This is a genomic window from bacterium (genome assembly GCA_035419245.1).
Taxonomy (GTDB): Bacteria; Zhuqueibacterota; Zhuqueibacteria; order Residuimicrobiales; family Residuimicrobiaceae; genus JAKPUX01.
The window spans coordinates 96,608-120,803 of record DAOLSP010000009.1 but is presented as its reverse complement, the minus strand read 5'-3'; the positions used below and the strand labels follow the sequence as shown (position 1 = coordinate 120,803).

The window sequence follows — 24,196 nt, the reverse complement described above, 5'->3', positions numbered from 1 at the left end:
TAACTTTTATTTTTATTTATATTATTAAGGAATCGATCACAAGCCGATCGGCCTGGCCTGCTGGCACTCCATTTGCCTTTATACGGACGATAAGTTTATATTCTGAAAACATGCCCAAATTCTGGTGTCCATTTCACTATCCAGTGGAGGCAGTCCATGCCCAGACCGAAGAAAACGATCACTCCGGCTGCAGTGAGAACTGAAAGCAGCAAGATAGAAGCGGCCATCAATGCAGCAGCGAGTGTCACGGCAAAGACCACGCAGAGATCCGCCCGGCGTGTCGTCCGGGCTGTCGATCAGTTGAATGCAAAAGTCCTGACCGACAAGGCGGTGTTGTGGAACAGCCGCATGAAGGCCGTCAGCCGCTTCCATTTCGAACTCACCCAGGTAAACGCGCATTTCCAGCAAATCAATGAATTGCTGGCAGTACGGTGGTTGCCAACCCAGCTTTTTGGCCGGATACTTCAGCCCGATGGCAGCGGCGCAGCGTTTCTCCAGGTGATCGCCGAAATTAAAGCGCCTTCCCCAAAAATCGCCATCACCAACAAGGATGGTGATCTGAATTTGGCGTTGCCCAGTTCCTTAAGGTTCCCGGACGGCGGCATCGTCCTGACTATCAAAGGTGCCAATAAAAGTCAGACCCTTACGCTGAGAGATAAAGATGTAGCACATAATGGCTTGTTCGCTGATATCCGACTCCCCGAGAAACTTGAACCTCTGCCCCTCAGCATTGTGGGGCAGCTCAAGGCGCTTCTGCCAGCCCAGGACTATACATCCATAGCTGGGAGTGATGAGACGCCCCCCGCATCCACTCCCAAAGTCGCCATGGGCGAATCCGGCTGCCATTCCGTCTACAGCAGCAACGTCAGTGTGGATCGGTTTCCCTATACAGTCTTCGTCCGCCTGGTGGAGCCGCGCACCAGCATCCTCAATCCCGTCATCATGCAGAAAGGGCAAAAGGATGCCAAAAGATACTACCCGATTCCCGACTACTATCCCCTTTCGGAAGATACCGAATCCCAGGTCTCCTATGTCGACCGGGTGCCCGTGGATCAGCCGGTCAGCGTAGATGGCTTCCGTGATCAGTTGATCGGGGTGGGATCCGGCAATATTGTTTCGCCCTGGGAGACGGTTGCAATGGCAGGCACTCTCGGATTGGGTTATTTGGTCCACATGGCTCAGATGTGGACCCCGAAAGGCCTGACTCTGGGAAATCTGGTCTACTCCCTGCCGCTCGCCCCGGGAGAACAGCAGCGCGTGGCCATCTTTGAGCGGCGCGATGTGAGCACCATCAGGGACAGCGAGACTTTATCTGTCGAGGAAAGCGCTGCATTCGAACAAGAGACCGATGCATCGACCGACGCCACCTTCCGTTCCGCGTTTCGCGAAGTGGAGCGTGGCGGCAGCAAATACAGCAGCTCGTCGGATTCCGGCGGTTGGGGGCTGGATCTTGGACTTTTCAGCATCGGCGGCGGCGGCTCTTCCTCGAGCGGTTCTTCCTCCAGCTGGCTGGAGGGACAACGCACCTATACCTCTGAAGCGGCCGAAAACGTACACACCAGTGTCGAACGTTCGGCGGCAGCCCGGCGTAGAGCTTTGCGCACCAGCATGCGTCTGGCTATGGCTTCAGAATCGATGAATGTCACCACCAAGGTCATTACCAACCATAATCATACCCGAGCCCTGACCCTACAATATTGGGAAGTACAGCGGTTATTCGAGCTTTCCACCGCCATCGAAGGTATTACCCTGGTCTGCCTCGTGCCCCTGGAAGTGGTCCGCTTTCTGCCGCCCTATCAGCCAATGACCCTTGATTATACCACCTCGGTGGATACGCGCTCCGAGATTCTGACCCGCTACAGCCAGATTCTCAAACATATCGATATTCTGGAGCGCTGGCTGCCGAGGCGCTACCAGAATGGCCTGACCCTGCTGCGGCAGTTCGCCAGCGATCCGATTGCCCAGTTCCAACCGGCGGGAAGCGCGGCGGAGGATGTCATCAATTTCACTCTCAGCGGCACCTTCTTGCCATTTGAAGATATCATGGTTCGCGCCATTACCAAACGCGGAACACGGCTGGGGCCAGTCCGGCTCACCGGCCCCGTCGAGCCGGTTCCGGAGGTATGGGGGAATCCTGATAAATCATTCCCGACCGAAGACGCCCTGATCGCCAATCTGCGGGAGCGAAGAAATAACAAACCATGTACACTCAGAGGGGCTCTGGCCATACCGGCCTCGCTGGCGCGGAATGAGATCATCGGATTTGAGATCATCCGGCAATTCCAGCGCTTTGATTATGATCTGGTGAATCCCGATGTTCAGGCTTGGGCCCTGTTGCACGCCCTCTTTGGCATTGAAATGCCGCAAACACCGCCTGATCACATGATCAGCGGCACGGTGCATCTCGTGCCGAAGAAACTGGAACAGGAGATCGGTGGTCCATTGATTTGGGAATTCGATGCCAAAATCAATTCGGTCAGCGGAGGTTCGGAGGAGACCTATGTGCACAACTACCTTTCCTCGGCCTCGCGTCAGGAACTGCCGCCGGATCCCTTCCCGATACCCGCAATGCAACTGGCACCGGTGCTGCGCTACTCCCAATTGCTAGAGATTGAGCAGATGGTGCAGCATGTTGTGCGTAACACCGTATTTTATTCCAAGACGGTGTGGCTCTCGATGTCACCGGAAGAGCGGGCGATGATGCTCGAGGGTTTCACCATTGGCGTTCCGGCTGGCGGTGTCGCGGACGAGACCCAAGATGTCCCGTTGCTCAACTGCATCGAAAACCGTGTAATGGGATTTTACGGCAACTCCATGATCATGCCTTTCACTATTCCCTATCAGGTCGCTAATGAGACCTTGAATAATGCCACGATCCAGAACAATTTGCTCGAATTTCATCGCAGCGGCTTTACCCCACGCCGTTCCATCGTAGCGCTGCCCACCTCCGGTGTCCTGGGCGAGGCGGTTCTGGGCAACTGCCCGTCGGCCGAAAAGATCGATCTTACCCGCTTCTGGCACTGGGCGGACAGCCCGGCCGACACGGCTCCGGAGATCTCCGCAGTCGAAGTGCCGACGACCCAGACTTCGCTCACGGCCGGCCTGCAGGCGCCCAGCGCACTGACTTCACTGCAACCGCTGATCAACAATATCAATGCCAATCCCACGGTTCCAGGAACAGACGCCGCACTGGTGCAGGCCATGATCAAAACAGCGGCGGAACAGCAAGGCGTCGATGCGAGTCTGACGGGTGCCGAACAACTGGCCAAAATCATTTTGGGGAATCAGCAGACTGCGGACAAAGCCAGGGCCGATGCCGTGAAAAATACCCATGAATTCCAAGCGCAAGCCCTGGCTACAGCCGGCAATATCCTCGGTGCCATTTACGCCAAGAATCCGACCGCTGGCTCGGATGCAGCCAGCGCTGTCTATGGGACGAAGAGTGATTCGAAGAGCAAGGAAAACAGCAAGACCGGCACCGGGAGTGGCCGTGCATCCGGTTCAGGCAGCGGCTCCACTAACGGTTCCGGCGCAGGCAGCGGCGGCAACTCAGACTCCGGCGGTGGCTCACCCTCAGGTGGCGGCACGGTCATCGTATGACCGGCAAACACCAGCCTGACATCGAAGAGATGGTAATAAACGTGAACAAATAAGCCGTACTGATAGGAGGCGATCATGCCCGATGAGACAACCGTCATCGATCCGACGCAAACGAGTGCTCTCGAATCCTTGATCGAGATCTTCAAACAAGCCAATAATCCCGATCTGTTTGAAGCACAAAATATCATCCTCCGCCGGCTCGCCTTGCAGGGTGATGTGGTCGGCTCCCGAGTGCCTGCGCCCCAGAACATCACCGAGATAGGCGGGTATTTGAACTTGCTGCGTGATATGAAAGAGCGGGAGATGCAGGCCCAGGTTCTGGCGGGGATCCTTGGTGTTGCCGGTCCCAATCCGCCGCTCGGTTGGGCATCCAAACAGCCGCCGCTGGTTATGGTGGCTCTACCCAACGACCGCCCGGAGGGATCCGCCCAGAGCGCCATTCCGCTCTCCTTTGTAGTGCGGAGTGATTTTTCCCAGTCGCTGCGAGCGGGCCTCAAGACCCTCCATGACCGGGGCTGCGCCCTGCCGCTGATGGCTTCCGCCTTACCGCTGCCGCCTGCTTCGGCCTTGCCTATCACGTCGACGGACACCTATTTACCCCATCTGGGTCGTCTGCTCGAGGTCGTGCCGGCGGCCGCCCTGGTTAATCCCACTGCAGACATCCTGGCGCTGGTCCGGCCGGCCGGAACGACGGAAGGGTTTCAAATCGCAGCGCGCGTGCTCGCAGACGGCCCCGTCACGGTCCCGCCTGCCGACTGGGATGCGATCCAGTGTGACAGTACCTCCTCCCAAACCGTCACCATCACCGGCGGTAAATTCGTCCCGATCGCTTCGGCGCTTGCGCTGGCCGGATTTTACCCTTCCACTCCCTTGCCCCAGCCGACTTCCCTGCTGGCAACCGAGTGGACGCGTCTGACCAACTGCACCGGCCTGGTGGCCGGGAGAACCAGATTGGGCGACGAATTATCCCTGCTCCACAACCCGCTGGAAATCGCCACCAGCGCGTTCGCCCCGATGCTGGATTGGATATGGGACGGCATAACTTTTATCAAACCCTGAAGTCACTGGAGAATGACCTATGAGTCTGAAAGACATCATCCTCCTGCTCGTCAAGATCGCTCTCTTCTTCGCCTTTCCGGCGATCTGGGCCTGGCTGATGAAAATCCTGCCCTGGTGGCCGATCGATCCTCAGTCGACGCTCAACATTCTGGTCTTTCTGGCTGTGACGCTGGTCTCGTGGATTCTGGGTTACTTTAATATCAAGGCCCTGCTGAAAGGGCTCCAGACCAGAGGCCTGGGCGCCGATGTGAAAAAGCACTGAACCCGATATTGAATTTGATTTTTTAGGGCAGAATCCCTATATTGCCGGATAATTGCAGGAGTCCTATCATCCTGCTCACACCACCCGACATGACATCGGCACTGAGGGATTCTGCCCATGAATACGCCTGATTATCCTCACACGGGAAACCGCATCCGCTCCATCGATATCGCCCGGGGATTGACCATCCTGGTGATGCTCTTCGTCAACGACCTGGCTGGAGTGACCGGCGCCCCGGGCTGGATGAAACATATCCATCCCTCGACCGCCGACGGGTATACCTTCGTTGACATTGTGTTTCCCGCCTTCCTTTTCATCGTCGGCCTTTCCCTGCCCATCGCTCTCGGCAGACGGCTGGACCGCGGCGAACCGCGCGCCCGGGTCTTCGGCCATATCCTTGTCCGCACCCTCGGTCTGCTGGTCATGGGCGTGCTGATGGTTAACAGCGAAGGTATCGCGCATCAGGGCCAAATCGATCCCCGGCTGTGGAAACTGCTGCTCTACGGCAGCGCCATCCTGGTATGGATCGCCCCCGGAGCGGAGCGCAAGCGTCTTGTCCAGATGCGCCGGATCGCCGGCGTGGTCCTGCTGGCGGCCCTCGCCTTCTCCTACCGCAGCGAGGCGGGCCTGGGACTGCGGCCGCACTGGTGGGGTATCCTCGGTCTGATCGGCTGGGCCTACCTGGTGACCTCGGGGCTCTACCTGCTGCTGCGACGATCCAGAGCCGGATTCGCCGGCGCGGTCCTGCTGCTCTACGGCCTCTATGTCGCCGACCGGTTTGGCCTGCTCACCTTTCTCGGATTCCTCCATAACTGGATCGGCATTGGTTCGGTGCTCGGCTCGCAGCCGGCGATCACAGCCTCCGGAGCCCTGCTCAGCATGCTGATCTTTGGCCGGGAGGAGAGCCATGCCGGGCGGCTGCGTGTCATCCTGCTTTTCGCCTTGGCGGCCCTGGCTGGCGGCGTCCTCCTGCACACCCTCAGTGGCATCCATCTACAGTTCATCTATAACAAGAATGCCGCCACGGTCCCCTGGTGCCTGGTTGCCTCAGGCTGGACGGCCCTGATCTTTGCTGTGATCTATGGCCTGGCCGATATGCGCGGATGGACCACCGGCACCTGCACCCTCGCGTCCGCCGGACAAAATGCCCTCTTCGCCTTCATTCTCGGTCCGATCGCCTATCTCCTGATCGATCTCATCCCGCCGCTGGCGGACGGCATGAATCCCTACTGGAAACTGGGCGCCAGCTTCGCCACCGGCTTCTGGCGCTCCCTCCTTTTCGCCATCACCGGCACCTGGCTCACCGCCCAGCTGCACCGCTCCGGACGCTTCCTGAGGATGTAAGATGAAAACCAAGGTCATCACCACCTGCCTGCTCCTCGCTTTACTCCTGCTACTAACCGCCCTCTCCTGCATACCCTGGCAACACGGGAGCCCCAAACCGGTGGCTCCCTGGTGCGCCCTGCACCTGCTCGACTTCACCTCGGATTCGAGTCTGATCCAGCTGGAAGCCCAGCTTCCTCAGCTCGCCGCCACCGGGGTCAACATGCTTATCCTCGAGGTCGATTACGGCTTTGCATGGCGATCGCATCCCGAGCTGCGCGGTTCGGCGAGACCGATCACCCGCGCCGGAGCCAGGCGGTTCGTTAAAGCCTGCCGCCGCCAGGGGATCACCCTTGTGCCGGAATTTCAGTGCTTCGGTCACCAGTCCTGGGCTGGCACCACCTTCGCCCTGCTCACTTGCTATCCCGAATTCGATCTGACCCCGGGCGCTTACCCGGGTAACAAGGGGATCTACTGCAGGGAATGGGACCCTCTGAATCCGAAAGTGCATGCCACGGTCTTCGATCTCCTCGATGAGCTGCTCGAGGCCTTTGATGCTGATATGCTTCATGTCGGGATGGATGAAGTCTTTCTCATCGGCGACAGCCTCTCTCCGGCCACCTTCGGCAAGAATCCGGCCTCGGTCTTTGCAGGCGCTGTGAAGGATCTCCACGGCCATCTCGTCGGGAAACGGCATAAGCAGATGCTGATGTGGGGGGACCGTCTCATTGACGGCGAGAAGTATGATCTGGGCGAGTGGGAGGCATCGAAGAACGGCACCGCCGCCGCGGTCGACAGCATTCCGAAGGATATCATCATCTGCGACTGGCACTACGAACTGCGGGAGGCGTATCCCTCGCTGCCGATGTTTCTGGAAAAGGGCTTTCAGGTGCTGCCGACGAGCTGGAAAAATCGCGAGGCTGCCGGCGCCTTGTTTCGCTACAGCGCATCTCTGAATCACCCCGGGATGCTCGGGCACCTCTTTACGATGTGGAGCGGCAAACGGGACAGTCTGGCCTGGTGGCCGCCTCTGGCGCAGCTGGGCAAGAGCGTGCGGGCGGGACGGCTTCGGTCGGATTGATCCCTGACAACCATCCTAAATTTCTCACCGCATAGTTGTTCAGGCCTTCGCCTGCGCGCAGCGTCTTGAGGACGAGGGTCTGTTAGAGCTCTTGATGGCCTGCAGCAGCCGATCGCCGAGGCCGACCTGATAGCCCTGATTGAGCAGCAGCACCGATCCGCCGGGATCGGCATAGATCAGCACCGGCCGGATCGTCAAGGGCCCGCCGGGCAGGCTTGACTCCAGGCTCCTCAGCAGCTTTTCCTGCGGATCCTTTCCCAGCCGCAGCTGCCCCGGCAACTGGTACTCGCGCAGCCGGGCCGTCTGTTCCGGCTCCACCATCACCGCCATCGTACCCCCCCACGCCTCAAAGAGCGGCCGCAGGTCCTGCCACTCGCGCAGGATATGCTGCGAGGGTTCACGCCCGGGATCGAGCCAGGCGAGGATGAGACCCTTCGGGCTGGAGAGCTGCGCCAGTGAAACCGGGCCGCCGGCGTCAGCCAGGGCCAGCAACGCGCCGGCGGGCAGTGTTCCGATCGGCTTCTTGCCCTGCGCCTCATGGCGCCAGCTCAGCCCAACCGTGAGGGCTTGACCCGGCAGCAGGCTGAAAAAATGGAGGCGGCTCAGCACGGTTCCATCCGGCTCGCGCCAGCCGGTGATGAGCTGACAGGCCCCGGCCGGCACTTCCAGCCTGGCCGCGCCCTTTTCAAACCGCAATCCCTCCAATTCCAGCGTCTTGTACTCCCCCTCCTGCAGCCGTCCCAGCGTGAAATGCGTCCAGTAATCCGGCCGGGCCATCGCCGCGTCACTGCTTTTCAGCGTCAGGGAAGCGGTCGCGGTCATGATTTCTCGGGAACCGCTTACCAGCGGCAGCCAGCGCCGCTGCATCAGGTCAAAATAGCAGGGCTGGTCTAAGGCAGGGTCGAGCCGGGCGGGGATACCGCAGGCGCGGCTGAGAGCGATGAGAAAAATATCCCGCGAGAGCGGATCGGCGACGCGCAGCGCCCAGACGCCGCGCGGGGTCAGTGGCACGCCATAATAATTGGCGGTCGAGTCCACGCGGATGTGGCGCTGGACCCACCCGGCCAGCAGCAGGGGATTGGCACGGACGGAGTCGCGAAAGGCGGGTGAAAATCCATCGCAGAGCAGCCGGCGCCACGCGACCAATGCCTCATTGCGGATGCGGGGATTGAGGATATGCTTTTCCATCAGCTCGCGATCAATGCGGGCATCGCTCCCGGCCGCGGTGAGATGATCGAGCAGCACCTCCGCGCGGGTATCGCGCAGATCTTTCTCCGAAAGCTGCTGCAAGAGCGGCAAGACCATCGGGCGACGGAGGGCCATGCCTTCACGAATGAACCGGGCGATTTGATCATGGTTGCCGCGACTTGTGCGCAGCAGCGGCCAGAGGCGATCCGGTGGCAGACCAGCCTCCTGCGCTAGCCGGCTGCAGGCGAGTGAATCCATAAAGGTCGCGATGTAGGCCCGGCGCAGACTGTCCTCGTGGGCAAGGCGGCGGGCATGGAGATCGCGGGCAGCTGTGGAGATCGTGTCCGGCAAAGGGGGGCGGGCCAGCGGTGGTGTAAAATCAAGATCCTGAATCTCCTCGCCACGCGGGCAGGGAAGCAGCGTCACGGTGACGGTATCCTGCGCCGAGGCATGCGCCTGGGCGAATCTGGCAAGTCCGCCGCGATGGGCCCAGATGAAGAGATCGCCCAGGCCGGTTTCGAGGCTGCAGCGACCGCCGGCATCGGTGACCCGGCGTGCCAGCGGATAGAACTCGGCATAGTTGTAGAGCCGGAACGAAACCTCGGCGCCGGTAATGGGGGCGCCATCGGGGTCAACGGTCCGGACAAGCAATTTTTTGGTCACAGCATAGCGCCCGAGCACATTGATCTCACGGTGGCGGGCGGAGGAAGCGAGGAGCTCTTCGGGGCCGTCATAGGGTCCCATCACCCGGGTGTGGACGAGCATGGCGCGCCGCGCCGGCTCCTTGAACCAGCCCATGTTGAGATCCGGTTCCGGCTCGCAAGCTCCGAGAAAATACCAGGTGCCGTCGGCCCAGGCTTCTACCCAGGCGTGGTTGTCGTCGCTATGGGCCCAGCGCGGCACATAAACCTGACGCGCTGGGATGCCCACCGCGCGCAGGGCGGCGACGGTGAAAACCGACTCCTCGCCACAGCGGCCGATGGCGCTGCGCAGGGTGGCCAGGGGCGCGGAGGTGCGCATATCCGCGCTGCGGTAGGTGACGTGCTCGTGGCACCAGTGGTTGACCTCGAGGATGGCCTGGCGCATGGGCATATCGGCGACGCGCGTTTTGAGCGCATCGTAGAGCACCACTCGTGCCGAATCGAGGTTCTCGTTGTTGACGCGCAGGGGAAGGACAAAGTGCAGGAAGAGCGCTTCGGGCACATGGCGGCCCCAGGCCATTTCAGCGCGGGCTTGCAGGGTCGCCCGTACCTGGCGCAGGAAAAATCCGCCGTCATAATCGGCCAGATCGCTGAGGGGCATCCAGGCATAAAGCCATTCCAGCGCCTCGCGCTCGGCGGGACGCAGTGGCTGCTTGAGGACGCCAAAGAGTTCGTCCTGCCGTTGCTGCGCCAGCTGTTTCTGAACCCCAAACTGCAGCTGCATGCTGTGGCGCAGGGTGTCGTTGGTGATCAGGTGATTCTGTCCGGACGGGCAAGCCGCCCAGAGGAGAAAAAACGGCAGCAGGAGCAGCTTGCGCATGCGGAAAACCTCCCGGTATCAGATCAGCATGAGGGTTTTGATCTCGAAGGGATCGAACTCGAGCGCGACGGCGCCATCCCGCACCGGCAGTTCGCCGAGCGGTCGCTCGAGCAGGTCGGCGTTTTGTACCCGGCGCCCGGGATCGGCGAGGATCAGCCGCGTCGTCGCGCGGCGGCCGCGGGGCTCGTAGAGCCGCACGATCCAGGCCTCCTCCCCTTCCGCCTTTTTCAGCACAGAGAGGATCGCCGCATCATCGCTGAGGCGGCAGGGGAAGGTTACTACGCCGGCGCGGCCCGGGAATGCAGCGAGCGGCTGGTTGAGTTGCGCCGCCTCGGCATAGACCGCCGAAGCCTCCAGCGCTCCGAGGTGCGGCAGCAGGGAAAAGATGATCTCATGGTCGCCGCGGTCGGCCTCGGGATCGGGCGAGGTCGGGGCGCGCAGCAGGTTGAGGTCGATGGTGCGGTCGAAAATCTTGTGGCCGTACTTGCCGTTGTTGAGCAGGGCGACGCCGTGTGTCGGCTCGCTGAGGTCGACGAAGCGGTGGCCGACGGTCTCGAACCGGGCCCGGTCCCAACTGGTGTTGCGGTGCGTCGGCCGCCTGACCGTGCCATACTGGATCTCGTAGGAGGCCTCGGCGGCGGTCACATCGGCATCGAAGGCGACGCGCAGCATGCGATGGCGCTCGTGCCAGCCGATCCGGGTGACAAAATCGAGGCGTTTGGTGTTGCCTGCGAGGCAGAGGCGCTGGTCGATCGTCGATGCGCCGATACGGAATTGCAGCAGCAGCATTTGGGCGACCGGCCCGTTGCCCAGCCAGCGCCAGCCGGTCAACTCCGCCTGCTGGAGCAGCTGGTTTTCATAATAGAGGTCGACATCCCAGGCATCCCAGTTGGCGGGGCGGTCCTCATAGAGGCTGAGGCGGTTGCCGCTCTGGCCCGGGCGCATGACCTCGCGCCCCGCCTCCTTGTCGAAGATGCGGGCAAGCGTACCATCGCCGGCCAGCTCGTAGCGGATGAGATCGTTTTCGAGGACGACGCCCTGCAGCGAAGTGGCCTCAGGAAGCGGCGCGACGGAGTCCGCCCTGCGCGCGCCGCGCTTCAGCACGACCGCGCTCAGCGGCGCCACCTCGATCAGGGCGACCGAATGACCCTCGCGCATTTGGACCGGCACCGCTTCACCGGAACCATCGTGCAACTCATGGCCGGCCCACGCCGCCGGCAGAGGCGATGGGCGGGTAAAGGGAGTGGAGAGGGTGTTGACCAGGGTCAGGGACTCCGGATCAGGCGGGAAGAGCCGCTCTCCGGCGCGCACTGTCAGCGCGGTCAGGGCGGCCTGGACCTCTGCGTGCTCGCGCTGTGTGGTCTCATAGACCCGTCTGATGCTCGATCCCGGCAGGATGTCATGGAACTGGTTGCGCAGCACAGTCTTCCACAGACCATCCATTTCGGCAGCGGGATAATCCGCTGCCGGCAGCAGGGTGTAGAGCATCTCCACTTCGCGCAATTTGTGCTCGCACCAGCGGTTCATGAATTTGGTCTTCGCCTGGGTGGTGAGGGTGCCGCGATGGAGTTCGAGATAGAGTTCGCCGGTCCAGCGCTCGAGCAAGGGCTTTTTCGCGCCAAGGCGGTCGAGCATTTCCTGTGCCGCTCCGAAATGGACGCGCGGGCCACCTTCAAGGTCGGCCTGGCGCAGGCCGGTCTCGATGATCTCTTCTGTGGCGCCACCGCCCCCGTCACCGATGCCGAAAAGGACGAGGAATTCGTCGAGGCGGTCGCGCTCGGCGAAATTCTCCTGGGCATGGCGCATGCCAGAGGGCCAGAATTCACTGTTATAGGTATCCTCGGGGGGAAAGTGAACGATGATCTCGCTGCCGTCGATACCGCGCCAGACAAAGCTGTGCCAGGGGAAGCGGTTGAACTGGTTCCATGAGATCTTTTGTGTGATCATATAGTCGAGGCCGCTCTTTTTCAGGATCTGCGGCATGGCGGCGCTGTAACCGAAGACATCGGGCAGCCAGAGGTTGCGCACGGTGACGCCGAACTCCTTCTCAAAAAAGCGCACGCCGTGTAGGATCTGGCGGACCATCGACTCTCCGCTGATCAGATTGCAATCGGCTTCGACCCACATACCGCCCTGCAGTTCCCAACGGCCCCGGTGCACCTGGGTGCGGATTTTTTCATACAGCGCGGGATAATGCTCCTTGACAAAGGCGTAATGCTGCGCCTGGGAGGCGCCAAAGACGTAGCCGGGGTAGCGTTCGATGAGGTCGATCTGGGCGGCAAAGGAGCGGCCGCACTTACGCACCGTCTCGGCGACCGGCCAGAGCCAGCCGGTATCGATATGGGCGTGGCCGACGGCGTGGGCGGTGAGATCGGAAGCGCTGCTCTTTTTGGCCAGCTCGACGGCCAGAACCTGGCGGGCGGCGGCGGTGCCGTCGGCCGTGCCCTGGAAGAGATCGGCGGCGCGCATCAGGGCGCGCAGCAGCCGGGCGCGGCGCACGCTTTTTTCCGGCAGAGCCTTCATCTGGTTGTTGAGCAGGCGGGCGTCCAGCCAGAGATGCCAGACCTCCGGCCGGAAAGTCGCGAGGGCCAGATCCTGAACCACCGCCTCGAGATGGCCATGGCGGTGAGGATCATCCTGCGCAGGATCGCTGCTGAGACGCAGCCCGAAAATCTGGGCGGCGGAGGCCTCGATCCAGAGATCGACGGCTTCGCCTCCGCAGGCGGGAGCGGCGATCGGGATGCGGTCGCGGCGGAATTCAGGAAGCCAGAGCGAATGCCAGCTCAGCGCATGCACCGGGGTGCCGTCGGCGGCGAAGACGAGGCCTTCACCGCCCAGGTTGATGCGCGCGACCACCGTTTCGCCGTGCCAGGATTCCGGCACGGTTCCGGTAAGATGAAACCAGGCCGTCTGCCAGTCGGCGCCCCATTTTTCGCCCCGGGCGATGGGACGAAAGGTCAGATCATGAAGGCGCGAAAAGGGCACCGGCGGCTCGGCAAGAGCCGCTTCGGCATGCAGCAGGATCTCCTGCCCATAGAAGGAGTCCGGCAGGCGTTCGACGAACTGGGCAATCCGGGTTTCATAGAGCAGGATTTCGCGCTCGTGCATAGCTCAGCGCACCCCCTGCGGGGGAGCGGGCGGCTGATGATCCGGCCGCTGACCGGGGCGTTGCTCGCCGTCGGGGCCCTGCCCAGGCCGCTGCATCGGTGGCTGCCCCTGCATCCTGCCGCCCTGGCCGGGCATCTGACCCATGCCCCGGGGCGCGCCCGGCGCCGGGGGGTTTTTCGCCTTTTCGGCGTTCAGGGCCTCGGCGGTCTTTTTCAGGGCCTTGTCGTTCCATTTCACCGGATACTTTTTGATCAGCTCGGCCGTCACCTTGTCCTGCAGCTGCAGAGTCTTCTCGCTGTAAAGGCGGCCGCGAATGGTCGAACGCAGTTGGTCGAGGGATTGGTTCTTGTATTCCTCCTTGTGGGCCTCATAATAAGCGGTGATCTCTGCATCCTGTACCTTGACCGCCCGGGTCACCAGGCGCTCGCGGCATTTCTGCCCGATGAACTGATTTTTGGCGTAAAGAAAATCAGCCTTGAACTCCGGCGACTGATCGAGCTTGCGCGCACGGGCATCCAGAAGCATCAGATCCTGCAGCGAGCTCTTTTTCGCGAAATCGACCATATCTTCATAGCGCGAAAGACGGTAAGCGTTGCCGCGCGTCATCTGGATATACTTATCGAGGATCTCACGCACGCTCAAGGTAGTGCCGTCGTAGCTGACCAGAATCTTCCTCTGGTCCTCCGGCGTGATCAGGGCATAATCGACCTTGACCTCCGGCTTGCCGGCATTCAAAGCGGGCGCAATCCGGACAAAGAGCAGGCTGTCGACCTTGAGATGGAACTTGCGATTGAGCGAATCGGCGTACGATTCGATAAAGAGCCCCTGTTTCTGGTTCCGCAGATCCCCCTCGATCTGGGCGCGGGCCTGCTCAAACGGCGGCTGCTTGCGCTCGCGGCGCTCATCGACGCGCAGGATTTGGTAACCGTAACCGGTCAAAACGGGACGGGTATACGAGCCGACAGCCGTATTACGCACGGCCGCTGCCGCTGCAGGCGCGAGATTGGACCAGGTCAGATAGGGACCGATCTGACCCTTGGTCTCCAGGGTGTTGACATCCATGCTGTATTTTTTTACCATGGCCGGAAAATCGGCGCCGGCCATCAGGGCCTTGTAAATCGAGTCCGCCAGAGAAGGCGACTTGACCAGGATATGCGAGAGTTTGCACTCCTGTTTGCCCCATTCATAAGCGGCCTGCACCTCCTCGCTGCTCACGGGGAAACTGGCGGGAATGACGGCCTTGAAGAGCGGACCGCCATTGCGGGTCAGCATGCGGCGCTCTTCCTGGGTGATCTGCGCCGCGAGGGTGCTGTCCTGTTCTAGCTTGAGCGCGGCGCCTTCGGCCTGGAAGTAGAGATTGTTGAGCAGATTCTTCTCGATGAATTGCCGGACAATCTCGGGCGTGATGACCGGGTGCTGGGAATACTCCCTGCTCATCTTGTAACGGCGAGTGAAGAGGTCCTCCCGCAGCGTCTGTTCCTTGACCTTGACCAGCCAGGTCTCGTCCTTCTTGCCGCAGGCCAGCAACCCCAATGCGAGCAGCAGCCCGAAAATCCAGTATCGTCTCATCTCGTTCTCCATGGATGAAAATCCGGTTTTTTTAAGCATTATCTCTAATGTAAGCAAAATCGACATGAAATACAATGGAAACGCACCCAGGCCTTCGCAAGCTCCGCCAGGCAGCCGCTTATTCGACGATGATCTCATCGGCGAAGATCCAGGCCTTGCCGCCGGCGCCGGGATGCCAGGCCGGGCAAAAGCCTACGTTGCGGGCCCGTAAGCGGATATAACGCACCTGGATGCCGGCAAGTTCCGCGCGGTCCTCCTGGATGCAGACGCGCGAGGTGCCGGCCGCTGTGGGATGGTCCCAGGCTGCTATGCTTTTAAAATTAACGCCATCTCGTGAAACGGACCATTCCACAAAGGCGGGAAGGAAAATCCAGGAGTTGGTCTCCTGCAGAAAGCCGGCGCGCAGGCGGTGAACCGGCTGCAGCGTCCCGAGGTCGAGGGTGGCGATCAGATCCTGGGCCTCGAAACCCTGCCAGCAGCCGTCGGTGAAGGTGGTGGAGCCGCACAAGCCGTCCACAAGCGCTGAAGCGCCACCGGCGTTGTAGCGTGGGCTGGGTGGATTTTCGAGATGGAGGGCGCCGCGCATACCGGCATGGTACAGGAGCGCTCGAACAGCGCTCTCCCCATAGGGCTGGCCGGCGTGAAAGGCGCGAGCCTTTATCGTCGCCGGCTGGCGAAGTGTGAACGGTGCCTGATAGAGCGGTGCGGACGCCGAGGGCTCGGCGCCGTCCAAGGTATAGTGGAGTTCAGACCCTTTCTCCCCACTTTCCAATGTCACGGTATGGGCTTGGGAGGCCGGGTCAAAACGGGTCAGGATAGAGACCGGCCGGGCCTCAGGACCGTAATGGATGCCGAGAGACTCGAGCAGCGGATAGTGGCTGCGCAGGCGTTCGAGAAAGGAGTCATAATGGCGTTCCCCATCCGGAGACCAGAGCACCTCGCTGAAGGCGAGCAGGCGCGGGAAAAGCTGGTAGCCGAGATTGTCCTCGGTGATGCGCTCGCTCCAGAGGCAGCACTCGCCGCCGAGGATATGGCCTTGTGCCTCCGCTGCGAGTTCCGCGGGAAAGGGCTCAAAGGAGTAGGCTTTACGCAGGTCGAGCGCGCCGATATCCGCGTTGAAATAGGTGTGGCTGCCGGGCGAGACGATGGCATCGTGACCTGCCTGCGCTGCGGCCAGGGCCCCCTCCATGCCGCGCCAGGACTGCACCGTGGCGCCGGGGGACAGGCCGCCCTCGAGGATCTCGTCCCAGCCGATGAGGCGCCGGCCATGGGCCGCGAGGAAGGATCCGATCCGGCTGATGAACCAGGTCTGCAATTCCGCTTCGTCGCTGACTCCCTCGGCTTGGATCCGTTTCTGGCAGAGCGGGCAGGACTGCCAGCGGTCGCGGGGCACCTCGTCGCCGCCGATGTGAATATATTCGCCCGGAAAGAGGCCGATCACCTCCGTCAAAACCGCATCGAGAAAGACAAAGGTCTCATCCTTGCCCGCGCAAAAGACCTCCTTGAAGACCCCCCATTGGGTCTGAACCGAGAAGGGGCCGCCGCTGCACGAGAGTTCGGGATAGGCCGCAAGCGCCGCCATGCAGTGTCCCGGCATCTCGATTTCCGGGACGACCTCGATGTGGCGATCCGCGGCATAGGCGACGACCTCGCGGATCTCGTCCTGGGTGTAGAATCCACCATAGCGGCTGCCGTCCGCTTCGGTGCGCCAGGCCCCAACCTCGGTGAGGCGCGGATACTTTTTGATTTCGATGCGCCAACCCTGGTCCTCGGTCAGGTGCCAATGCAGCCGGTTCATCTTGTAGAGGGCCATCCAGTCGAGGATTTCCTTCATAAAGCGGACGCTGTGGAAATGGCGGCCGACATCGACCATAACGCCGCGCCAGGCGAAACGGGGCTGATCGCTGATCTCGAGGCAGGGCAAAGTGAAGGAACGGCTTCGCTGTTCGGCACCGGCGCGGGGGATGAGCTGGCGCAGGGTTTGCACACCGCGGTAAAGGCCCGCGGGTACAGCGGCGTTGAGCGAGACGCCGGCCGGTGCGATGGTCAGGTGGTATCCCTCTGGGCCGAGGCCGGCAAGTGCCGGATCGAGGCCGAGGCGGATGACGGGAGCCCGCTGTTTCTGGCCCTCGTCCGGCGCGACAGTGAGGTTCCAGCCGCTGGTCCGGCCGATCTCGGCGGCAGCCAGCCGGGCGATCCGCTCCAGCTCTGGATCGCCGACCGGGTAGAGCAGCGGAGCGCTGCCGGAGATTTTGCAGCTTCCCCGGGCTTCGGCCAGGCGGGCAGGCCGGGGGATCAGCGTCACCGGAGTGGACGCAACAGAACCTGCAAGCATCAGTATACTTCCTAAAATGAGTGCACGTCGCATCAACAGCTCCCGTTGTTCTACTTGGTCTCTTCCCGGATCACCCAGTCGCCATCCTCCAGGTCCCAGCGGTTGTTGAAAAAACCGCCGGCGAGGATGCCGGCTTCGGGCTTTGCCAGCAGGGCGCTGGAGAATACCATGAAATCGGGGAAGGCGGCGCCCGCATAGAGATAGGGCAGGTTGTTGGTCAGGCGCATGCCGGCCGGCGCGGTTCCGGAAATCGCGATGACACAGGCGCAATCGCTGCCGGGACGCGGCTGGATGAAGAGAGCGGCCAGGTCGTCGCCGCGAAGCAGCTGCTTGTTGATTTGAATGATACTGCGGCGGACCTGGATCGGACTTGTTCCCAGCAAAGCCTTCCAGGCGGCATTGGTCGCGGCGTTGCCATATAGAACCACGCTGCGGTCGCGATCGGCCTGCGGGTCGAAAGCGGTGTCGGCGACGACATCAACGGAGCCATTGCCCTGATACCAGAAAGTCTCGGCGTCGAAGCGCGCCTTGGCCAGCGCCCAGCGGTTTTCCGTGACCGAACCCCTGGTGCCGTAAACGAAGATCATGCGGTGCTGAAAGGCTTCCTTGAAGGGTCCATTGCGCTGCGGCCCCTTCTCCCCCGACGGCGGCGCGGCTGCGCTGCGCCAGGCCCCTGCGCTTTTTTCGAGCCAGAGCGTGCCCGTACCGGAGGCCTCGAAGCTCTGACCGTCGAGTTCCAGGTGCCAGAGCGTCCGGCCCGGTTCCGGTGGAATGCGCAGGGCGAGGCGGTTGATGTTCTCCGTGGTGCCCGCAAAACGCTGCAGTACCGGATCCACTTCGATACGCGCACGGCTGAGGAGCAACGGCTTTTCCTGCGCTACGATGGTGAGCCAGCCGTCGCGGGCCGAAAGTCCGGGATTGGCGGTGGTGAAATCAATCGAGCGCAGCCGTTCAGCACCGGGACGGGCATGGCGCGCGAAAAAATCGAAGAGCGGCGGCCAGTCGACGCAGTCCGCTCCGGGCGCATCCGAGAGGTCCCACCAGTGCCCCGCTTCCGGCTGTTCGTGGAAATACCAGTCGTGGTGAAAGGTATTGAGCCGTTCGGCCATTTGCCGCGACTGCTCGATGCGGACATTATCGTCCGACGCCCCATGGATGATGTAAACACCGAGCTGCGCTAAATTACCCGCGAGGGCGAAGGTATTGCTGGGGGCTGCGGCGCGCTGCAGCAGCCGGGTAGCAGGATCGGTGCTGCCGCTGGTGTCGCGCACGCCATAGGACCAGAAACTGATCCAGCCGGCGCTGGGGCCGATCGCGGCAAAAAGATCTGGAAAGGAGGCGCCGAGATGCCAGGTGCCGTGGCCGCCCATGGAATGACCGGTCAGATAGATCCGGCTGGTATCGACATTCAGGGTCTTGCGGGCCAGGGCGAGTACCTCGAGGGCGTCCATGCGCCCCCAATCCTCCCAGTTATGGCCATAAGGGCGGCGGTTGGTGGGCGCGACGAGGTGTCCCCAGTTCTTGGGGGCATAGGAGCCGGCCTGATTCAGGGCCTCGACATTGGCACCGTGCAAGGAAAGAAAAAGGGCTTTGGGGGTGGCGTCTGTGGAGGTGGCGGCCAGGAGCGTATAGTACTGCACGCTGCCGTCGATTTCGCTGATAAAAGTCCGCTTGCAGGGGGCCGTCGTGGCGATGCAGCGCAGTGTAATCTCGGCGCTATCGATCTGTTCCTCATGGCCACCGCTCCGGCGCCAGAGGGTGAGGGTTAACCGCACCGCTCCCGTCTCTGCAGCGGCATCCGCCTGGATCGGGAAAGCCACCTTCCGGATGCCGAGGGGGAGCAGCTCGGGCAGCACAGTTTCGGGCACGCGGATGCCCTCGCCACTGCCGCGCAGGATCAGACCGCTCAATGGGGCGTCGCTGCCGTTGAGCACCGGGATGCTGCCCCAGCTCGCCAACGCCTCGCCGGCGCGCAGATCAGGCAGTGTCAGGTCCCGGGGATTGAGCACCGCGGGCTGGTCGAGGGTATGCAGGACCACCTTGAGGCGGCCGCGGTTGTTGCGGAAGAGCAGATGGTTCTCGCCCGCCTCAAGCCGGATGGGCACCAGGCCATAGTCAAAGCGCGGCTCCCAGGACTCAAAAAGATCCTTGGAGCGGTAGCGGTTGCCGATGCGCGGCACGCCGTTGACGTAGACCATGGTGTTGCCCATACCCTCAAGGAGGAAAACTGCCCCTTGCAGGCGGGTGACGCGAAAATGGACCCAACCATTGCGCAGCTCAGAACCGCTGAACCAGCCGTCGCTGTCCGCGACGACCGACTGCCAGTGCAGGGTCTCGCCGCCGGCATCCAGCGGATCCCCCTCCATGGGCATCACCCGCTTGCCGGCCACCAGTAGGGCTTCGACCGGATCGGCGGGAATCATTGCGCGGCGCTGCCGCTCGGGGAGTTTGCAGGCCAGGCCATGGGTGAGCATAAGGGTCTCCTCGGCCGCCATCAACAGGGTGGCGGCTGCAAGGAGCGTCAAAACCATCAGGAGTATGCGTCGCATAAGTCCTCAGGCAGGAATGTCAGGAATGCATAGGTGGTTTGAAGAGCTGGGGCTCAACCGGGTGCAGGTCCCCTCCCGCGCCGAAACGCCCGCATGGGCGTCAGCCCATCACGACCTCAACCGTCACACGCTTCTTGTCGGTCAGCGGCAACAAGTGTCCCGCAACCGGCGTGCCCTCCATAAGGATGGAGCGGACGCCCCGCTGCACGCTTTCCGGATTGCGCACCTGGATGACATATTGGGTGCCGCGGAAGACGCGTTCAAAGGTAAAGCCCTCCCAGGTGGAGGGGATGACCGGATCGATATAGAGTCCATCAAAGGTGGCGCGCACGCCGAGGAAATAATCCATCATCACCCGGTACATCCATGCGGCAGTGCCGGTTTGCCAGGAGTGACTGGCGCGTCCCGGCGCACTGTGTTCGTCGCTGGTGACATACTGGGAAAAGACGTAGGGTTCGGCGACGAAGAGATCCGAGTCGATGGCATTGGGCAGCATCTCGCGGTAATAGGCATAGGCGCGGTCGCCATGACCGAGGATGCACTCGGCCTGGATGACCCAGGCGGTCGGATGAGCGAAGATGGCGCCATTCTCTTTTTTTCCTGCAACACAGCGGGTGACCAGGCCGATGGTGGGGTCGATCTCGCGAAAGGCTGGGGCGCATTTCTTTGGACCGTAGGGCGTATTGAGGTGATCCCACAGGCTCTGCATGGCCTGTTCCAGACGTTCGGGGGTATCGATGTCGGCGATCACCGCCCAGGACTGGGGGTTGAGAAAAATTTTGCCCGCCTTGCTGGTTTTGCTGCCGATCTTCCGCTGCCTGGCGCCGAAGGCGCGGATGTACCAAGCGCCATCCCAGCAGGTATGTTGCACCGCCTCGCGCAGGCGGTCGCGGATGGCCACAGTCCGCGCCAGGAGCGCGGTCAGAGCCTGATGTTCGAGAATCTCGATGAGCAGATTGAGCATGGCGACATAGAACATGGCGCCCCAGACGCTCTCGCCGCCGTCGTCGCCGCCGATGTAATCGAGGGTGTCGTTCCAGTCGCCGCGGCCGAAGTTGGGCAGACCATGCCGTCCGAGATTGTTTTCGACAAAATGGACCACCGCTTCGAGGTGTTCGAGCAAGGGCGCGGCTGGGGCGTCGATGAAGGGCTGGGCATTGTCGAGGATCGCCCAATCCCCGGTCTGTTTGATATAATCGCTGATAGCGAGGAGGTACCAGAGGGGATCATCGCAGTGGCCGGTCACCTCGCCTTGGCCGTCGCCGTAAAAATGGTGATAGACATGGCCGTCACTGAACATTTGCCGCGAGAGCAGGAGGATGCGCTGGCGCGCCAGCTCCGGGTCGGAGAGCGTCACGGCAATGGTGTCCTGGGCGGTATCGCGAAAGCCGAAACCGCGGCCGATGCCCCAATAGTAAAAACTCGCGACCCGGCCCACCTCAAAAGCCACGCGCGCCTGATAGGGCGTCCAGTAATTCATAAAGACATTGGTGGTGGCGTCCGGTGTCCTGGCCCGGGTCACCTGAAAATAGCGGTCCCATTTGGCCTGCAATTTTTCCCAGCTGCGCTGGCGGGTGCGAGCGTCGTGGTAGCGCACCGGCAGCTGGGTGCGCTGCGTGCTGAAGGCCTCCTTGGCCACGACCCCAAGGGTGAAAACGACGGGGAGTTCCGCGCCCGGGGCCAGCTCGAGGTCCACCTGCAGCGCGCCGACCGCATTGCCGAAATCGGTCTCCTGGCAGCTCAGCTTTTCCTGTTCAACGGCGAGGGGGTTGGTTTCGCTGCGATAGGGGCCGATGAAGCGTTCGCGCAGGGTCTCGAAGCCGGTCACCGGCTGGTTGGTCGTGAAAAACGCCCATTGATCCCATTCCTTGTTCTCCTGGTGCTGGGTGCCGCGGGATTCCGTGACCCAGTAGGTTTTGGTGGCGAAAAGGCCGCGGACCTGGGGATCGAAATAGACGCGATTGAAGTGCTGATCGTCGCACTGGTTGATCAGGTCGATCAGGGCGTGGCCGAGGGCAAATTCGACATAGCCGTAGACTGAAAGGCGGCGCACCCGGTTGCTCTCATTGTGCAGTAGGGCCTGCCAGATTTCGAGGTGATCTCCAGGCGGGACAAAATAGAGCAGATCCCCGCGGATCTCCGCGACCCGGGACTCGACGCGGGTATAGCCGAAACCGTGATGGACACGGTAGGCTTCGAGGTGGCGCCCGACCGGCTGCCAGGTGAGGCTCCAGATCTCTCCGCTGTCGCGGTCCTTGACATAGATATACTTGCCGGGGCGATCCGGGGGCACATCGTTGATGCGATAGCGGGTGACCCGGCCATGCAGGGGAGAGCGGTAATAGCTGATGCCGCCGCCGTTATTGGAGATGGTGGCAAAATAGCTGCCATTATAGAGATAATTGATCCAGGGGCTCGGAGTCGCCACGTGATCGATGATATATTCTTTGCCGTCGGGGCTGAAATCGCCGTATTTCATCTGGGAAGGATCTCCACTGCATGACTAGAGTTTGGGAGTGCGCCAGACCAGGCCGTCATGGCGGATGTGCCAGCGGATTTGGCCATCATTGGAGGTCAGGACCGCTTCCCAGGTTTCGGGGCCCGCATAGAGGCGCGGCGGCCACTGGTAGCCCGCGAGACGCTCTACCTGCACTCCAAGTTCGGCCCAGGTACGGGCTGGGCGTCCCTGCGCCTGGCTAACCGTACGCTGGGAATAATAAATAAGACGCATCAGCCATTTTATTGTTTCCGTTTCCGGCATAATAAAGGGCTCGGGGGTCGCGCCGCTGCTGCGGCTGGAAAAGAGGACGAACCCCCACATCTCGGGGTAGTGGACATTGATCAAGCCCTGGGGCGACCAGAGCCAGTTATCCTCGGGCAGCGGCTTGCCGGTCACAGGATCCTTGACCTTGGCATAGGTGCCGTCCCCGGCCTGCACGCGCCATTCAACGCGTGAAAAATTAACGCGCCAATAGTCACCTGGCTGCGGCCGGCGGCCGCCGGGGGCCTGCTCCTTGAGCACGGCCCAGGGGAGGGCCAGCTCGATTGTCCAGCCCTGATCCGTATCGCCGGGCTGGTTGATGCTGCCCTGCACCTGTACCCCCTTCTTCAGGCCGCGGATGTCCCAGAAGAAAGTGGGATTGCCGTTGTCGCGATAGGGGCGGTCGAGGAAGAGATCCCAGGCGGTGGCAAAGGCATTGAGCTCCAGCTCGTAATAGCGATGGGTGTCGCCATCGGGATCGATAAAGACCTCGAAATCGTTGTCGTGGAAGATGATCGAGTCGTGGTCGCGCAGAGTCGCCCAGACATCGGGCTCCTCCATCTCGCCGGCGATATAAAAAAAGTCGTCATCCCAGAGCATCTTGACGCGGGTGGTGAAACGCGGCAGGGGTTTGGCGGAGCCCTCGATATCGACAAAGGGTTCGCTCCAAGCGGCCTGCTGCCAGTCGGTCTCGCTGATATTGCCATCAATGTAAAGCGGCCGGGTCGTGCGGCAGCAGACGTAATAGCGCGGTGCGAAGGCCGTACGGGGCGTCTCAAAACCCCAGGCCGCCGCCGCGAGGATCAGGATCAGGCCGGTCAGGATGCGTTTCATTGGATCTCCCGTTGGATTCGTGTCTCAGCGGACCAGGGTGACGGGGCATACCCGGAGGGTTCGCCGGCCAGCAGTATCAATGCCGAGGCAACCTGAATGCAGGCTGCGGCGGCAAAAACCGGCAGTCTGGAATCGTCGACCAGATCGATGCGGAGTGGGGTGCTGGTTCTGATCGGCAGCAGCTTTTTCTCCTCGCCGTTCAGGACAATGCGGCTGGCGCACCAGCTGCTGATGTCGCCCAGGCCGGTGATAAAGGAGGAGATCTGCCAGTAGCCGGTGCCGCCGGCATCGGTGCCATCGGTGCAGTGGCCCGAGGCATACCAGGTCAGAGTAACCTGGCTGGTCGTCGGGGGGATGTTGACGGCGACTACAGGCTTTTCGGGTCCGACTTGCGTTGCGGTCATGCCGGTATTGTAAAAGATGCCGTCCGCCCAATCCGGGTTGGCAGGCGCGGTGACGGGCCGGCAGATCAATTCAAAAGAAAGCTTCCATGCCGGCGAGACCCAGGTGTCGTCAAAGGCGCGGAGGCTGCGCTTGCCCGAGAGCAGCGGCGCGAGGTCGCTGACGTCCTGGCGCAGATCCGAGCGTCCGCCGAAACCGGTGATAAATTTAAGTAGTTCGATGGGCGCCATGCCGGGGATGTCGAGTAAAACCGAGCCGGCACGATCCCAGGGGTCGCCGTCGCCGCCTTCCAGCAGAGTCGAGTAAACCACGACGCGGGCGGTAATCTGTACCGGTCCGGACCAGGCCGGGAGTTCGACGTCACGGCGGATGATGCAGCCGCCCTCCTCACCGGATACCCCGGCTGTATTATAGCGGGAGGCGTCGCTGAAATGGATGGGGTGAGCGGTGAAGACGTTCACCACGGTGGAGTTGTTCAGGGCGCTGCGGGCGGGGGCTGCCAGGGCTAAAAGCAAGCCGGTGAGGCAGGCCGCCCGGCGGCCCCATATGCTGAATTCGTGCATTGGCTCGGCTAGTTGAACCGGTTAAATCGGTTAGTTTTTTT

At 61.8% G+C, this 24,196-nt stretch carries 13 protein-coding genes; 5 read left to right on the top strand and 8 right to left on the bottom strand.

The window, feature by feature from the left end; all coding sequences use genetic code 11:
- The first annotated feature begins 156 nt into the window (after window positions 1–156).
- From PLH32_11955 to PLH32_11935, 5 genes are all read left to right on the top strand, one after another.
- Entirely contained in the window at window positions 157–3,600 is a 3,444-nt protein-coding gene (locus PLH32_11955) for a hypothetical protein (GenBank protein ID HQJ65319.1), read from the top strand.
- A 75-nt stretch (window positions 3,601–3,675) separates the two neighbouring features.
- Window positions 3,676–4,659: a hypothetical protein gene (locus tag PLH32_11950; GenBank protein HQJ65318.1), complete on the top strand. Its 984-nt coding sequence runs from the start codon at window positions 3,676–3,678 to the stop codon at window positions 4,657–4,659.
- Between the two features lie 19 nt (window positions 4,660–4,678).
- Window positions 4,679–4,921, top strand: a complete 243-nt coding sequence (locus tag PLH32_11945; protein ID HQJ65317.1) for a hypothetical protein — start codon at window positions 4,679–4,681, stop codon at window positions 4,919–4,921.
- Between the two features lie 117 nt (window positions 4,922–5,038).
- The gene (locus PLH32_11940; GenBank protein ID HQJ65316.1) at window positions 5,039–6,265 is read left to right on the top strand and encodes a DUF5009 domain-containing protein; all 1,227 of its coding nucleotides are present in this window, start codon (window positions 5,039–5,041) and stop codon (window positions 6,263–6,265) included.
- A gap of 1 nt (window position 6,266) precedes the next feature.
- Window positions 6,267–7,325, top strand: a complete 1,059-nt coding sequence (locus PLH32_11935) for a family 20 glycosylhydrolase (protein HQJ65315.1) — start codon at window positions 6,267–6,269, stop codon at window positions 7,323–7,325.
- A 39-nt stretch (window positions 7,326–7,364) separates the two neighbouring features.
- Here the strand turns inward: PLH32_11935 and PLH32_11930 are convergent, their stop codons facing one another.
- The 8 genes from PLH32_11930 to PLH32_11895 all read right to left on the bottom strand — a co-directional run bounded on the left by PLH32_11930 (window position 7,365) and on the right by PLH32_11895 (window position 24,155).
- Window positions 7,365–10,034, bottom strand: a complete 2,670-nt coding sequence (locus PLH32_11930) for a transglutaminase-like domain-containing protein (protein ID HQJ65314.1) — start codon at window positions 10,032–10,034, stop codon at window positions 7,365–7,367.
- An 18-nt stretch (window positions 10,035–10,052) separates the two neighbouring features.
- A complete protein-coding gene (locus tag PLH32_11925) occupies window positions 10,053–13,142 on the bottom strand; it encodes a glycoside hydrolase family 38 C-terminal domain-containing protein (protein HQJ65313.1) in 3,090 nt (1,029 codons plus the stop codon).
- Window positions 13,143–13,145: 3 nt separating this feature from the next.
- Complete coding sequence (locus tag PLH32_11920; GenBank protein HQJ65312.1) at window positions 13,146–14,711, bottom strand: peptidyl-prolyl cis-trans isomerase; 1,566 nt, start codon at window positions 14,709–14,711, stop codon at window positions 13,146–13,148.
- 118 nt (window positions 14,712–14,829) lie between these two features.
- Window positions 14,830–17,046 (bottom strand): family 20 glycosylhydrolase, encoded by a 2,217-nt coding sequence (locus PLH32_11915; GenBank protein HQJ65311.1) that lies wholly within the window; start codon window positions 17,044–17,046, stop codon window positions 14,830–14,832.
- Between the two features lie 50 nt (window positions 17,047–17,096).
- A complete protein-coding gene (locus tag PLH32_11910; protein HQJ65310.1) occupies window positions 17,097–19,595 on the bottom strand; it encodes a prolyl oligopeptidase family serine peptidase in 2,499 nt (832 codons plus the stop codon).
- 100 nt (window positions 19,596–19,695) lie between these two features.
- Window positions 19,696–22,074 (bottom strand): glycosyl transferase family 36, encoded by a 2,379-nt coding sequence (locus PLH32_11905; protein HQJ65309.1) that lies wholly within the window; start codon window positions 22,072–22,074, stop codon window positions 19,696–19,698.
- A 24-nt stretch (window positions 22,075–22,098) separates the two neighbouring features.
- Window positions 22,099–23,190, bottom strand: coding sequence for a carbohydrate-binding family 9-like protein (locus PLH32_11900; GenBank protein HQJ65308.1), 1,092 nt, complete (start codon window positions 23,188–23,190; stop codon window positions 22,099–22,101).
- Entirely contained in the window at window positions 23,187–24,155 is a 969-nt protein-coding gene (locus tag PLH32_11895) for a hypothetical protein (GenBank protein HQJ65307.1), read from the bottom strand. The genes PLH32_11900 and PLH32_11895 overlap by 4 nt, the downstream gene beginning before the upstream one ends.
- Window positions 24,156–24,196 lie beyond the last annotated feature (41 nt).